At 50.4% G+C, this 13,993-nt stretch carries 10 protein-coding genes; 5 read left to right on the top strand and 5 right to left on the bottom strand.

What is annotated here, in order from left to right:
* Positions 1-27: 27 nt before the first annotated feature.
* Positions 28-1,005: a DMT family transporter gene (locus H8K43_RS07720; RefSeq protein WP_186903285.1), complete on the bottom strand. Its 978-nt coding sequence runs from the start codon at positions 1,003-1,005 to the stop codon at positions 28-30.
* A 110-nt stretch (positions 1,006-1,115) separates the two neighbouring features.
* Between H8K43_RS07720 and H8K43_RS07715 the strand changes: the two genes are divergently transcribed.
* Positions 1,116-2,024, top strand: coding sequence for a LysR substrate-binding domain-containing protein (locus tag H8K43_RS07715; protein ID WP_186903284.1), 909 nt, complete (start codon positions 1,116-1,118; stop codon positions 2,022-2,024).
* 116 nt (positions 2,025-2,140) lie between these two features.
* Positions 2,141-2,629: a pilin gene (locus H8K43_RS07710; RefSeq protein WP_186903283.1), complete on the top strand. Its 489-nt coding sequence runs from the start codon at positions 2,141-2,143 to the stop codon at positions 2,627-2,629.
* A gap of 73 nt (positions 2,630-2,702) precedes the next feature.
* On the opposite strand, the gene H8K43_RS07705 is transcribed toward H8K43_RS07710, so the two are convergent.
* Positions 2,703-4,973, bottom strand: coding sequence for a TonB-dependent receptor plug domain-containing protein (locus H8K43_RS07705; RefSeq protein ID WP_186903282.1), 2,271 nt, complete (start codon positions 4,971-4,973; stop codon positions 2,703-2,705).
* A 174-nt stretch (positions 4,974-5,147) separates the two neighbouring features.
* The gene (locus tag H8K43_RS07700) at positions 5,148-7,409 is read right to left on the bottom strand and encodes a PAS domain S-box protein (RefSeq protein ID WP_186903281.1); all 2,262 of its coding nucleotides are present in this window, start codon (positions 7,407-7,409) and stop codon (positions 5,148-5,150) included.
* Between the two features lie 507 nt (positions 7,410-7,916).
* Here H8K43_RS07700 and H8K43_RS07695 point away from each other — a divergent pair.
* Positions 7,917-8,555 carry a response regulator gene (locus H8K43_RS07695; protein ID WP_186903280.1) on the top strand — a complete coding sequence of 213 codons (639 nt, stop codon included), beginning with the start codon at positions 7,917-7,919 and terminating at the stop codon, positions 8,553-8,555.
* Positions 8,556-8,637: 82 nt separating this feature from the next.
* Here the strand turns inward: H8K43_RS07695 and maiA are convergent, their stop codons facing one another.
* A complete protein-coding gene (gene maiA / locus H8K43_RS07690; RefSeq protein ID WP_186903279.1) occupies positions 8,638-9,297 on the bottom strand; it encodes a maleylacetoacetate isomerase in 660 nt (219 codons plus the stop codon).
* A gap of 154 nt (positions 9,298-9,451) precedes the next feature.
* Between maiA and H8K43_RS07685 the strand changes: the two genes are divergently transcribed.
* Together H8K43_RS07685 and H8K43_RS07680 are read left to right on the top strand one after the other, a co-directional pair.
* Positions 9,452-10,789, top strand: a complete 1,338-nt coding sequence (locus H8K43_RS07685) for a TRZ/ATZ family hydrolase (RefSeq protein WP_222610984.1) — start codon at positions 9,452-9,454, stop codon at positions 10,787-10,789.
* 124 nt (positions 10,790-10,913) lie between these two features.
* Positions 10,914-12,677, top strand: a complete 1,764-nt coding sequence (locus H8K43_RS07680) for a M14 family metallopeptidase (protein ID WP_186903278.1) — start codon at positions 10,914-10,916, stop codon at positions 12,675-12,677.
* A 47-nt stretch (positions 12,678-12,724) separates the two neighbouring features.
* Here the strand turns inward: H8K43_RS07680 and H8K43_RS07675 are convergent, their stop codons facing one another.
* Positions 12,725-13,963 carry a nucleoside recognition domain-containing protein gene (locus H8K43_RS07675; protein WP_186903381.1) on the bottom strand — a complete coding sequence of 413 codons (1,239 nt, stop codon included), beginning with the start codon at positions 13,961-13,963 and terminating at the stop codon, positions 12,725-12,727.
* Between the last annotated feature and the right edge of the window lie 30 nt (positions 13,964-13,993).

Below are 13,993 nucleotides of genomic sequence, written 5' to 3'. Positions count from 1 at the left end.
CATCAGCTGCACCCGGTTTCATCATGCTTACGTTACGGACTTGACTGCCGGTACCGCAGAACCGTCCGGCGCCACGGCCAGATCCGCATTCTGCTTTGGCTTCAGCCTCGCGACACCCACGATGACCAGCGCCAACCCGGCAATCTGCCACAGCGAAACGGCTTCACCCAACATCAGCCAGGAAGCAAACAAGGTCAGCACTGGCCCCAGACTGCCTATCGCGGCAGCTTGGGTCGCGCCTAACTGACGAATTGCAAGCGCCATCCAGTACACCGGCAACGCGGTTGAAAACAGCGCCATCAGTGCGCCATATCCCCACACCGCAGCAGGCAACTGTAATACCGTCGCAGACTGGCCAGTCCCGACAAAATGTAGCAACACCAGCACGCAGGAAGCGCAGCCCGCCAGTCCGGTCAGACGCATAGAACCTATGCGCTGCACCACTTGCCCGGTACCGATGTAATACATGGCATAAGTAACCGCACTGGCAAACACCCACAGCGAACCAGTCACTACCTCACGTCCATAAGCACTCTGCAGCAAATCGTGTACGAAGGCGACCATCAAACCAACATAACAGATCAGCATGGCCTGCACTGTAGTGCGCTGCGGCCAGCGGCGTAACAGCAGCGCCTGGAACACCAATACCAGTGTTGGATAGACATACAAAATCACACGTTCCAGATTGGAACTGATGGTCTGCAAGCCATAGAAATCAAACAGGCTGGACAAGTAGTAGCCCAGCAAAGCCAGTATCCAGATCCGTCCACAATCAGCCAGCGTGAGCCTGACTTGCCCCGGTTCACGGCTCATCACCCATAACAGCAAAAACAAAGGCAAGGCAAAGCCCATACGCAGCGCCAGCAAGCTGATTGCATCATGTGCACCGGCGGCGTAGCCGAGTTTGACGAAGATGGCTTTCAGTGCAAAACCTGCGGCTGACAACACTGCATACAATCGGCCGTCACGGCTGATGCGGGTCCAGAATGGAAAAAAAACTGACATAGTTGCGAAAGAAAAAAAGGAAGAAATGTAGATTCAGACTTATTCTGCCACGAAGGAAAACAAGGTAAAATTCCTCATTTAAGCAGGATTACTTCGCCTACGGAGAAGGCATGCAACTCAACCTGATCGATCTGCGCCTGATACTTGCGATCGCGGACAGCGGCAGCCTGAGTCGTGCGGCGGCAGAGTTTCCACTCGCTTTGTCGGCCGCCAGCAATCGACTGCGCCAGTTTGAAGAGCGTCACGCGGTGATCCTGTTCAAGCGCGACAGTGCCGGCATGATTGCGACGCCTGCCGGGAAAATCGTGCTTGAGCAAGCGAGGCGAATACTGGCCGAAACCGAGCAACTGCAACACACGCTGCAAGACCTGTCAGGCCAGCGCAGGATCAAGCTGCGACTGGCGGCGACTACGGTTGCCAACAATACCTATCTGCCCGCCGCACTCGGCCCATTTCTGGCCGACTACCCGGAAATCGATTTGCAGCTGGAAGAGAAAAGCAGCCGTCAGATTCTGGCAGCGGTACAGGATAAAGAAGCCGACATCGGTGTCCTGGATGGCAACCTGGTGCCGGAAACCCTGTACTCAGTTCCGTTTCGCCATTTTCGTCTGGTGTTACTGGTCTCGGCAAAGCACCCGCTGTCCAGTCGCCAGCATTGCCTGCTACGCGATGCGCTGAGCTACTATTTCATCGGACTTCCCAAGGAAAGGGCAATACAGGGATTTATCGAGGGAATAGCGATGCAACACGGCAGACCACTCAAAATCCGGGTCCGGGCCCCCAGCTTCTACGCTCAGGCGCAGTTGGTTGCACAGGAAGCCGGCATTGCCATATTGCCGGAAATCACGGCACAAAGACACGCTAAAGAACTCAATGCCAGACTGATTTATCTCGACGATCCCTGGGCCAACCGCGAATTATGCTTATGTGTTTCTAATCTGGGAACGCTATCGCCGCAGGCCGCTCAGCTGTTAGATTATCTGAGCCAAAGTGTCAGCGAAGAGCGTGATACAGCCTGAACGTTTTCCTGGACTTAGTTGGCACAGCGCGGGATTTTGCTTATATTGGAGCCGGCTTATTTTTTACCATGCAGAAAAAAACGGTACGGTACAGAGAACAAACTTCATCTCAATCTATGAAAAAAAATACTGGCTTTTCCTTACTTGAATTGATGGCGGTGGTCGCCATCATCGCCATTCTGGGTGCGATGGCATTACCGTCTTATCTGTACAAAGTAGTTCGTGAGCAGGTAGACAGTTCTGTCCCGCTGGCAGATATCGCCAAAAAACCCAGTGAGCTGGCATGGCTCAGCGAAAAGGACTTCCCGGCCGACAATGCAGCGGCAGGATTACCGACAGCCGACAAGATCGTGAATAATTTCATCAGCAGCGTCACGGTGGAGAATGGCGCAATACACATCATGTTCGGCAATCGCGCCAGCAATGCCATCAAGGGCAGAATATTGAGTCTGCGTCCGGCAGTGGTCAATGACACCCATCAGGTACCAGTGACCTGGGTATGCGGTAAAGCTGAAGCACCCGCAAAAATGAGCATTTACGGCACCGATAAAACCTCGATTCCATCCGAATATCTGCCAGCCATCTGTCGCAGGAAAATGCCATAGTCACAGATGCAGAAATAAAAAACGCCGGAACATACAGTCCGGCGTTTTTTGTGTGACCCGAGCCCGGGCCGCGTCAGAATTTGTGCTCAAACATCGCACGTGCCACGACTGTGGTTGGATTGAGCGTAGTCTGCACTATCGTGCCGCCTTGTGGCGCAATGTAGGAATTGGATGAGACATTATCCTGATGCAGCACATTCGACAGCGAAATCCGCAAGCTGGTCTTCGCATCAAACTTCCACAAACCATACACGTCGACCACGCGTTTCGGTGTCGAATAACGGCTCTGTACCGCGGACACCTGAACCGGACCTGCGCCCTGATAACCATAGTTCAGACCAAGGGTCAGCGGCAGTTTATCCAACTTATAATCTGCGCCTACGTTAGCACTGACTGGCGTCTGCGAATCCAGACGATTATTCGGGCCAGGCACGGAATTCAGATCCGACCAGTTGAATGAGACATTGGCGCGGAAATCCAACGATGGTGCATTATCCATCACCGAACGCAGTGGGAATTTCGCTTCCAGCTCTACACCCTTAGTCGTTGCAGCACCCTGATTAACCGGCATGGATACCCAGCGTCCATCCAGGAAATCCAGCTTAGTGATGACGATGTCGTTGATCTTACGCATATACACCGAGGCACTCAGCATACCGCCTTCAGGCAGGTAATGCTCGAACGAAAAGTCCAGTCCCCATGCGAGTTCAGGCTTCAGCGCCGGATTACCAGTGGTATCCGGATTGGTTTGTTTATTATCGGTGGAAATGAAGCGGCGCGGCACCAGCTGGCTGGTATCCGGGGCTTTATAAGTTCTGGTCAGACCGAGCCTGACCTGATCATTTTTACTGCCCGGCAGCTTCCATAAAGTCTGCAAAATTGGACTCCAGACGCTGGAACGGTTACTCACCTCTGCATAGGTACTGCCTACACTTTTGGTGTCCAGCCCTTCCCAGCGCAAACCCGCATACAGCGACCACTGCTTGCTGATACTCCATTCGTCCTGCGCAAACAAAGCCAGACGACTGACAGTCGCGTTATAGTCTTCGTTCAGATTAATCGGCTTCAACGCGATATTAGTGACCGGATCTGCACTCACGATATCGGTTTGCTGCCGATTCTCGCTGCGCTTGCTATATTCCGCATCCCAGCCCAATACAAAGGCGTGATCTTCAACGAAAGGAGCAGAGTATTTACCACTTGTCGTCAAGCCCTTACCGATACCATCGAATAATGACCGGCGGTCCAATATCTGAGTCTGATTAGAACCATAGCCGATCAAATCCACATCCGACGATCGTTTGTTATAGTTCAGTCCAAATTTCACATCCAGCTTGGCGCTGTCAGCCAGCTTATGTATCCAGTTCAGATTGGTACGCAGCATGGCAAAATCAGAGTTCACGGTCTGCATATCGCTCTGGTAAGAAGGCGGCAAACCAACTGATGTAGCGGTCACTTCCTTATTATGTCCGGAAAAGCGATTGGCATTAATAAAGCTCTGGGTCGTGATGGTATCGCCGTTTTCCAGACTCCAGTTCACACGCGGTGAAAAACCGATACCGTTAAAAGTGCCCCAACCCAGTAAATCAGTATGCTGCTGCCCGGTGATTTTTCCGTTTGCATCGCGTACTACATAATCGGTCACGGTAGGACGTTCATATTGGCCATGCGTCACATTGCCAGATATCGAATACGACATACGACCGGCTTTATCGGAAGTCTGGAAATTCAGATTTTCGCCATACTTACCGCCATCCACCTGACCACCAAACTTGATTTCACGCTGTGCAGTCTGCACTGCGCGTTTCAATACGATGTTGATCGCACCAGCGATTGCCTGAGTGCTGAGTTCTGCAGTCGCTGCCCGGATAATTTCTATTCTTTCGATCAGATCCGGCGAGATAGAATCCAGTGAAAACCCTGGTGGGCTGGGTTCACCATTCAACAGAATCTGGGTATAGCCAGAACCTAGCCCACGCATACGGATATCACCGCCACGCCCCTGCACACCGCCTATGGTTACGCCGGGCAAACGCTTGAGCACATCACCCACAGTGGTATCGCCATAGCGCACGATGTCTTCCTGGGTAACCACGATCTTGGTTGCCGTATCCTGACGCCGCTCGTCATATTGGCGTGCGCCCTGCACTTCGACCTTTTGCACACCGCCGGCACTGTCTTTGGGTGCAGCTTTTTTCACTTCGGGCTTCTTGGTCTCTTCACTGACCACGGTTTGCGGCGGCTGCGTGGTTTGTTGTGCATAGGCCTGAGCCTGAACGGCCAGTAATACCGACATGGTCAATACGCGCAGGGGAAAACCTGGCAAGACATCTTTAGATTTCATGGAATGATGAGTGTTGAAAATTGGAAAAATTTCAGCAGACAGGCTGAGCGGACTACCGATCCACACATGCCACTTGCTGTAAGCTGCAACTCAGACTTGTGCTCTGCAATAAAGTTCAGCCTGTAAGCGTCATTTCGCAGGGGATTTGTATCATTATGTTATTAGCCCGGCTAATCAGCCTGCCGCCTGATTCTCCTGAGCCATGGCCAAATCCGGAGCAACGCGCGGTAGCCTCAGCGTAAATAGCACGCCTTGCCCGGGCTGACTGCTGAGCTCAATTTCTCCACCCAGTACCTGGGTAACGAGGTTGTAGACGATGTGCATACCCAAGCCGGAGCCGCCGTGTCCAAGCTTAGTCGTGAAAAATGGGTCAAATACTTTCCTCTGCACTGACTCAGTCATGCCTACCCCATCATCGCTGAACTGAATTTCGACAAACTCCGCATCGATTTCGTTGCAACGTACAGTCATCCTGCCTGTGGTTTTTCCTTCAAATCCATGTAATAAGGAATTCGTCACAAAATTCGTCAAGATCTGACCCAGCGGTCCAGGATAGCTATCCATAGAAATGCCAGGCTGCAGTGTGCAGTCAAGATGAAATCCGGTTTTTTTATAGAGCGGTGTGAGCGTCACCACCACCTCTTCGAGTACCCGTGACAATTCAAACTGCCGTCTTTGATTACTGGACTGATCCGCTGCGACTTGTTTGAAACTACCGATGAGATCACGCGCAATCTCTAAATTGCGCATTAACAGGTCTAAACCTTCCAGGTAGGAATCCATAAACAGTTTCATGCCCGAACGTTTCAAATTGCCAGTATCCAGCTGCAGCATTAATTCATGCACTTTATCCTGCAGGGTACTGGCTACGGTCACACTATTCCCCAGTGGCGTGTTCAATTCATGCGCAACACCTGCAACCAAAGACCCCAATGCCGCCATTTTTTCAGAGCGCACCAGATCAGCCTGGGTATGGCGCAGATTTTCCATGGCTTTCGCGAGCTCCTGATTCGCCTGCTCCAGCTTACGGGTGCGCAGCGCCACCCGCCGCTCCAGTTGCGCACTGAGTTCACGAATTTCTTTTTCCACCTTCACCTGCTGAGTCACATCCATGAGTGCCACAATCAGCAATGACGCTTCGGGATCCAGAAAGCGTGCAGACAGTCGGCAAATTCTTTGTGTAGCCCCCAGACCGGTAACAGAAACCTCAGTCTGCTCTATGTTGCGTTGTTGACTCAACTGCTCCAACAGCAGCAACATAGGTGCGAAATCTGCCTTGAACTGCTGCCGCCATGCACTACTTAAACCATCCATGGCCGTGTCGGCATAAAACTCTCTGTGCCAGGCATCATTGAGTTTCTGGACTTGCCAACTACTCACCTTCAGCAAGACTAAAGGTATCGGTGACATTTGAAACAAATCTGCGTACTGACGCTCGCTTTCACGCAATAACTGTTCTGCCTCCTGCCGCGCACCTTCTACACGTAACTCGGCATCGATACTACGCGAACTCAGCAACAGGTAAGCACTTCCATCCATTTCAAAGCGTGACCCTGACACCAGGCATTGCGCAATGCGTCCATCTTTATGGCGGAACCCAATTTGCATATTGCGCGCCTCTCCATCACGGTTTATACGTTGAATCAGCTGATCGCGCTGTGAAAAATCCTGCCATAAATTTAAATCTGCAGAACTGCGTCCTATCGCTTCTTCCCTGGTGTATCCGGACAAAGGTTCCCAGTTACGGTTGACATCCATGTACTGCCCATTTTCCATGCGTGTAATGGTCAGCGTGTCTGGCACCAGTTGAAAAACCGTGGACAGTACTTTCTCGCGTTGCGCTAATTCCTTAACGACCTTGTCACGCTCGGTTTCCGCCTGTATCAATGCCCGGCGATCACGCAAAGTGAGCAGAAAATATCGTCGCCCTTTACTCTCGACCTGACGCAGTGTCACACCCACCGGTATCACTTCGCCAGCATGATTCTTCATCTCCAGATTGCAGGACGCAGAAGGCAAGCCATCTTGTAGCAAGTCCATCTGCGCAAGGTATTGGGCGCCGTCCACCCATATATTGAAAATAGCAGCCTCATCCTGCAAGGTGGTCGCGGAACCAGCATTAAGCTGCTCCCAGCGCGCGTTCCAGTCTACGCAACGGCCATCCTGCAGATGTACCAGTAATGCATCCGGCGCTGAATAAAACATGGAGCGATAGATTTCATCGGAAGAATTGATAACAGATACCACTTGCGGGAACTGATCTTGTCTAAACAAATCACGCGCCAACACACCCTGCAAGGCAGCACGCAATATCAGCGCAGGACATAACCAGGAGCCGGGGGCATGCGACAAAATAAGGGGTAAGCAAATCAGGTCGCCAGCGATACCTACCCACACATAGCGACGAATTGCATCAGTAAAATTTCTTTGAAGCAAAAAAAATGAAAATGCCAACGACATCCCACTAAAAAGCAGCGGCAAGTGATCAGGTAACTGGACTGATGCAAACAAGAGACAGGCGCTGACAATCACTGCAGAAGCGAGCAGTGAAAAACCACTCCAGCGTAGCGAAGCCGGCGTCAGACAATGATTTGGATTGAAGTGTTTCTTGGGAAAAATACTCAGCATGCATATAAGTATCATGCTATGAAGCAAAAGAATAAGGACTAGAAATTGCGCTGACACCAACACCCCTCCCACCTTTGAATGTTTACCCTAATTTTCAATCTGAAATAAGTCGTTCACTTCATTCCTGATTCAATTGGAACATACATATGAAAGTTCATAGTACACCAGAGCAAGTTGGAAATCGGAAAAATGAAAAGCAAGTTTTCATTTACATGTAAAATCTTTCAGGATTTTCCGTGTCTAGTCTTGATAAACAAGTTTGCTTCACATAAGATTAGACATGACTTAAAAATCCAAGCACCAGGGAGAACACTGATGAAGCAGTTGCACAGTAAATTGCCCGGCTTGATTAAACGCGATCAGTTGATCGCCATGGGCGTCAGTACACAGTTGAGTTCAATCTTTGCAGACTTTTATTCTGCATCCCCTGCCTATTATTTGGATGAGAATACGTCCAATTGTGAATCTGATGATGACGTGATTCATTTTCTGGATGAAGATCATCAAGACCTTGCTCAAAAAACCGAAGTTCATCCTTGGAAAATTTTGATTACGGACGATGATGTCAACGTCCACGAAACCACGCTGCTTGCACTGACTGGTGTCCGCATTCATGGACGTCCGCTACATTTTCTGCACGCCTACTCAGCAAAAGAAGCACGGCAGATTCTGGAAACAGAACATGATATTGCACTGTTGTTACTTGACGTTGTAATGGAAACTGTAGATGCAGGTTTGAAGCTGGTGGAAGCTATCCGCGGCGAACTAAACCGTACCAGCCTGAAAATTGTATTGCGTACCGGTCAGCCAGGAAATGCTCCTGAGCAAACTGTACATCATCAATTTGCAATCGACGGTTACACCACAAAGTCCAAACTCACACGCTCATTACTGATCTCTGTGCTCAATGAAGCGCTCAATACGGACAATGAACCTTCGGGACGACTGAATTAAAGGCGGAGTATCTGCTATACCCCGCCTTACTCAATCTTGAACCCGACCTTCTGCGTTATGCACTGATTGCGTTACAGATTCATCACGCATCTGCATCAGGCTGATTTCCCGGATGTGCCTTGATAAATGCTGGATGTTCCAGGCAGTTTTGATTGATACGCATCAATTCAGGTACCTGAGATAAATCACACTGAAAACGTTGCGCATTAAAAATTTGCGGCACCAGTAAGCAATCTGCGTAACCTGGCTTATCGCCGTAACAAAATGCGTGTCTGACGCCATCCCGCGACAATTTTTGCTCCAAGGCAATCAAACCCGTTTCACACCAATGCCGATACCAGGCATTTTTCTGCTCATCTGTCACGCCCAAAGTCTGACTCAGATATTTCAAAATACGCAGATTATTGACCGGGTGTATCTCACACGCAATAGACAGCGCGAATGATCTGACTTGAGCGCGTAAGCCCAAATCCGCAGGCAGCAATGGGTATTGGGGATATTTTTCATCCAGATACTCCAAAATGGCCAATGACTGGCTCAATTCCAGTTCAACACCGTCATGAGTATCTGTCAGCGCAGGCACTAATGCTTCCGGGTTGATCGCGCGGAATGCGTCGGATAAATGCTCACCACCATTTTTTACCAGATGCACGCCTACATGCTCGTAGTCCAGGCCTTTGAGGTTTAATGCAATACGTACCCGGTAAGAAGCCGAGCTTCTGAAGTAACCATACAGTCTCATCTTTCCCCCTGAAAAACAATAAACATAAATTTTCTGAATTCAGGCTGCATTTTACATGCGCAGATAGCAATCCCACTGTTTTACAAGCGAATCAAGTTCGGGAAACAGCTGCCCTCAAGAAACTTCTATTCCCGATATAATCAGGCAAACAAACGTGAAAGTATTCGCCATGACCATTACCTGCCTCCATCCACACTATCTGATCCCTGTCGAACCAGCAGGTGTCGTGCTGCAACAGCATGCGCTCGTTATCGAAGGAACGAAAATCCGTGAAATCGTACCCAGCAATGAAGTGCGACTGCGCTATCCGGATGCAGAACATGTAGAACTCAGCAAACACTGCATCATGCCTGGTATGGTAAATTTACATGCGCATTCAGCCATGAGTCTGCTGCGTGGACTGGCCGATGATCTGGCACTGATGGACTGGTTGAATCACCATATCTGGCCAGCAGAAAAAAAACATGTCTCTGACCAGTTCGTATTCGACGGCACTAGCTTTGCGATCGCAGAAATGCTCAGAGGCGGCACTACCACCGTCAATGATATGTATTTCCACCATGACGCCGTAGCACGTGCCGGGTTGGCCAGCGGCATGCGCACTGTGGTTGGTTGCAGCATCCTGGAATTCCCTACTGGCTATGGTAACAATGCCGATGACTATCTGGAAAAAGCGTTGGCGGCCCATCAGCAGTTTGCCGGACAAGACGGCGTGGATTTCCGGTTGGCTCCGCATGCCCCCTACACCGTGGCCGACAGCACCTTCAGCAAAATTATCGCACTGGCTGAACAACATGGCATGGGCATCCATTGCCACATCCATGAAACCCAGGACGAGATTCAGGGCAGTCTGGAACAACACGGCAAACGCCCACTGGCACGTCTGCATCAGCTTGGCCTGCTGTCAGGCAATCTGATCGCTGCGCACATGGTGCATACCACTGAAGATGAAATCGCATTATTAGCGCGTCAGGGTGTGCATATCGCCCATAACCCTGCCAGCAATCTGAAACTGGTCTCCGGCTTTGCCAGTATCCACGCCATGCAACAACAGGGCGTGAATGTGGGGATAGGCACGGATGGGGCTGCCAGCAATAACAAGCTGGATCTGCTCGGCGACCTGCGTCTTGCCGCGCTGCTGGCGAAAGCACAATCCGGTGACCCAACCGCACTGCATGCGCACAAAGCACTGGAAATGGCGACTTTAGCGGGTGCACGGGCACTGGGTCTGGACAGTCAGATCGGCAGTCTGCTGGCTGGCAAACGCGCAGATCTGATCGCGATAGATCTCGACACGATAGAAACTCAGCCTATGTTCGATCCTGCATCGCAAATTGTGTATGCGGCCGGACGTGAACAGGTGACCCACACCTGGGTCAATGGGCGCTGCCTGATGCGCGAACGCGTATTGACCAGCCTCGACACTCAGCAATTGCTGGACAAAGCAAAGTGGTGGCAACAAAAAATCGTAGAAAACATCGCATCCGTCTAAACCGGGAACCAAGCGGGGTGTGCAGGGTCTGAGCCTGCTGTAAGATTGCGGATCGTCAACAATTGACGCTTCAATGCGAGCGTCGGTTCGCCGATCTATGTTCTCATCATTACCAGGCTCAGCCATGAAATTACTGTCCTTCCTGATTGCCAGTCTCCTGACCGGCGGCACTGCAATCGCCGCCGAAAACATCACCACACTCGCGGAAAAGTCGCAATTTCAAAAAACCGGTCGCTACGATGAAGTAGAAAATCTGTGCCGGAATTTTCAAAAGAATTATCCTAAATTTGTACGCTGCCAGGAATTTGGCCGCAGCCCTGAAGGCCGCCCCTTGCTGGCGATGCTGGTGACCAAAACCGGCGCATTGACACCGCTGGCTGTCAAAGAAAAACAAATCCCGGTCACACTGATACAGGCAGGCATACACGCAGGTGAAATCGATGGCAAAGATGCGGGCTTCTTAGTTCTCAAAGAATTACTGGCGCAAAATCAGGGCAGCGATTTGCTCGACAAGCAGGTCTTGTTATTCGTACCGGTGTTCAATGTTGATGGACACGAGCGCTTCGGCAAATGGAATCGCCCAAATCAACGCGGACCAGAAGAAATGGGATGGCGCACCACTGCGCAAAACTTCAACCTGAACCGCGATTACATCAAAGCAGATGCGCCTGAAATGCAGGCCATGCTCAGGCTGATCAATCTGTGGGACCCGCTGGTGACCGCTGATTTGCATGTGACCGATGGTGCGAAATTCGAACACGATATTTCAATTCAGGTCGAACCTGTGAATGCGGGCGATACGGAATTACGGCGCACTGGTAAAGCCTTACGCGACAGTATCATCACTGAGCTGGAGAAAAGTGGCTCTTTACCACAACCGTTTTATATGTCGTTTGCGGAGGAAGATGATCCGCAATCCGGCTTCATCGATGGCGTCCCCGGCGCGCGCTTTTCAAATGGCTATTTCCTGCTCAGAAATCGCTTTGGCATTTTGGTGGAAACCCATTCCTGGAAAGAGTATGCAACCCGGGTAAAAATCACAAAAAACAGTATTTACGCCATCCTGAATCAGGTGGCGCGTCATGGCAACGAATGGAAAAAACTCGCTGAGCAGGCTGATATGCGTGCCGTCAATGCAGCAGGTAACAAGCTGCCAGTCACTTACAAAACGACTGAGAACTACAAACAAATCAATTTCCGTGGCTATGCTTATACACGTACCATGTCTGAGATATCAGGCGCGCTGATGACGCGCTATGACGAAAGCAAACCACAGCTATGGAAAGTAAAACTGCGCGACGAGATTCTACCTGATGCACAGATACAATTACCCTCAGGTGGCTATCTGGTACCTGCAGCCTATGCCAAACCGGTGCTGGAGAAACTCAGGCTGCATGGCATACAGTTTCAGTCTCTGAGCACGCCACTCAGTGATGTGGCGGTAGAACGCTTTCAAACCAGCCAGGCGAAATTTGCCAGCCACTCCTTTGAGTCACATCAGCAATTGAAGCTACAAGGCGAATGGAAAACAGCGACTGCTAATTTTGGCAAAGCCTCATTATTCATTCCGTCGGCACAGCCAAAGTCAGCTTTGGTTGCCACATTATTTGAACCTGCCTCGGCAGACGCATTGGTCAACTGGGGCATGTTCAATAACGCGTTTGAACAAAAAGAATACATGGAAGCCTATGTGGCGGAAGACGTCGCCAGAGAACAACTGGCGGCAGATCCGGAACTGAAAAAAGAGTTTGCGCAAAAATTGAAGTCTGATCCGGCCTTTGCCAAAAATCCGGCCGCGCGGCTGGAGTTTTTCGCAAAACGTCACAGTTCCTGGGATCAGAATTACCAGCAATATCCGGTCTACAAAACCAGCATCATTCCCAAATAAACCCTTAGCGAGCAGCCATCACTATGATGGCTGCTTCGTTGATCAGCTCAATGAAAAAACAGGTAAGCGACAAAAATCGCAGCGATCACGCCAGCAAAATCTGCGATCAAACCAACTGAAATCGCATAGCGGGTCTTACGTATCCCTACCGATCCAAAATACAATGCGACGATGTAAAAAGTCGTGTCGGCTGAACCCTGAAATATACAAGTCAGCCTGCCGACAAAGGAATCGACACCATAGGTTTTCATTGCATCCACCATCAATGCACGTGAACCACTGCTGCTGAACGGCTTCATTAAAGCGGTCGGCAAAGCAGAAGTGAAATCGGTATTCACACCCAACTGCGAAAACAGCCAGGTAACCCCGGATACCACCGTACCCAGCACGCCGGCATTGCGTAACACGCCGATAGCCACCAGCATGCCAACCAGATAGGGAATGATAGTCAGCGAGGTTTGTATACCGCCCTTTGCGCCCTCTATGAATGCTTCGTACACATTCACTTTTTTTCGCATAGCCCCAAGTATGAAGACAACGATGATGGAGAACAGCAGCAGATTGCTGCTGACTTTAGAGAATACTTCGATCTCAGTCCGGCTCATGAAATGACTCATATACCAGACCAAACTGATAATGGCAGCACTGATACCACCTAACCATCCCAGCACTACCCGGTTCAGCAGATTGATGCGCTGACAAATGGCGACGGCAATCAAACCGACTATCGTAGCGACATAGGTGGCGATCAGGCAAGGAATGAAAATATCCGATGGATTCTGCGCCCCCAGGATGGCACGTTGCGCCATAATTGAAAGTGGAATCAGGGTCAGGCCAGAAGTATGTAATACCAGGAACATAATCTGCGCATCGGTCGCCTCGTCCTTATTCGGATTCAAGGTCTGCAGACTCTCCATCGCTTTCAGCCCAAACGGCGTAGCGGCATTATCCAGCCCCAGCAAGTTTGCCGAAAAGTTCATTACCATATGTCCGTTGGCCGGATGATCGGCAGGCACGCCAGGAAAAATCCGCGAAAAAAACGGACCTATGATGCGCGCAAAAAACTGGATGGCACCGGCTTTTTCTCCGACATTCATTATGCCCAGCCACAGCGTCATCACCCCAGCCAGTGGCAATGCGATGTCCATCACACCCATACGGGCAGATTCAAACGTGCCATCCATAATGCGTTTAAAAACGTCGACATCGCCGAAAACAAGGAATTGCACCAGAGCGGCAAAAAAGCTGATCAGAAAAAAACTGATCCAGATATAGTTAAGTAGCATGCGTTCACTTGAGAAAAAATATCCATTGAT

It is taken from the genome of Cognatundibacterium curvum (assembly GCF_014284235.1).
GTDB lineage: Bacteria > Pseudomonadota > Gammaproteobacteria > Burkholderiales > Burkholderiaceae_D > Undibacterium > Undibacterium curvum.
The sequence above is the reverse complement of the archived record's forward strand: the minus strand, read 5'-3'. Positions and strand labels throughout refer to the sequence as shown.

Bases quoted from the DNA above. Each gene is read 5' to 3' on its own strand.
- H8K43_RS07720 (WP_186903285.1), bottom strand. From the start codon at position 1,005: ATGTCAGTTTTTTTTCCATTCTGGACCCGCATCAGCCGTGACGGCCGA.
- H8K43_RS07715 (WP_186903284.1), top strand. From the start codon at position 1,116: ATGCAACTCAACCTGATCGATCTGCGCCTGATACTTGCGATCGCGGAC.
- H8K43_RS07710 (WP_186903283.1), top strand. From the start codon at position 2,141: ATGAAAAAAAATACTGGCTTTTCCTTACTTGAATTGATGGCGGTGGTC.
- H8K43_RS07705 (WP_186903282.1), bottom strand. From the start codon at position 4,973: ATGAAATCTAAAGATGTCTTGCCAGGTTTTCCCCTGCGCGTATTGACC.
- H8K43_RS07695 (WP_186903280.1), top strand. From the start codon at position 7,917: ATGAAGCAGTTGCACAGTAAATTGCCCGGCTTGATTAAACGCGATCAG.
- maiA (WP_186903279.1), bottom strand. From the start codon at position 9,297: ATGAGACTGTATGGTTACTTCAGAAGCTCGGCTTCTTACCGGGTACGT.
- H8K43_RS07680 (WP_186903278.1), top strand. From the start codon at position 10,914: ATGAAATTACTGTCCTTCCTGATTGCCAGTCTCCTGACCGGCGGCACT.
- H8K43_RS07675 (WP_186903381.1), bottom strand. From the start codon at position 13,963: ATGCTACTTAACTATATCTGGATCAGTTTTTTTCTGATCAGCTTTTTT.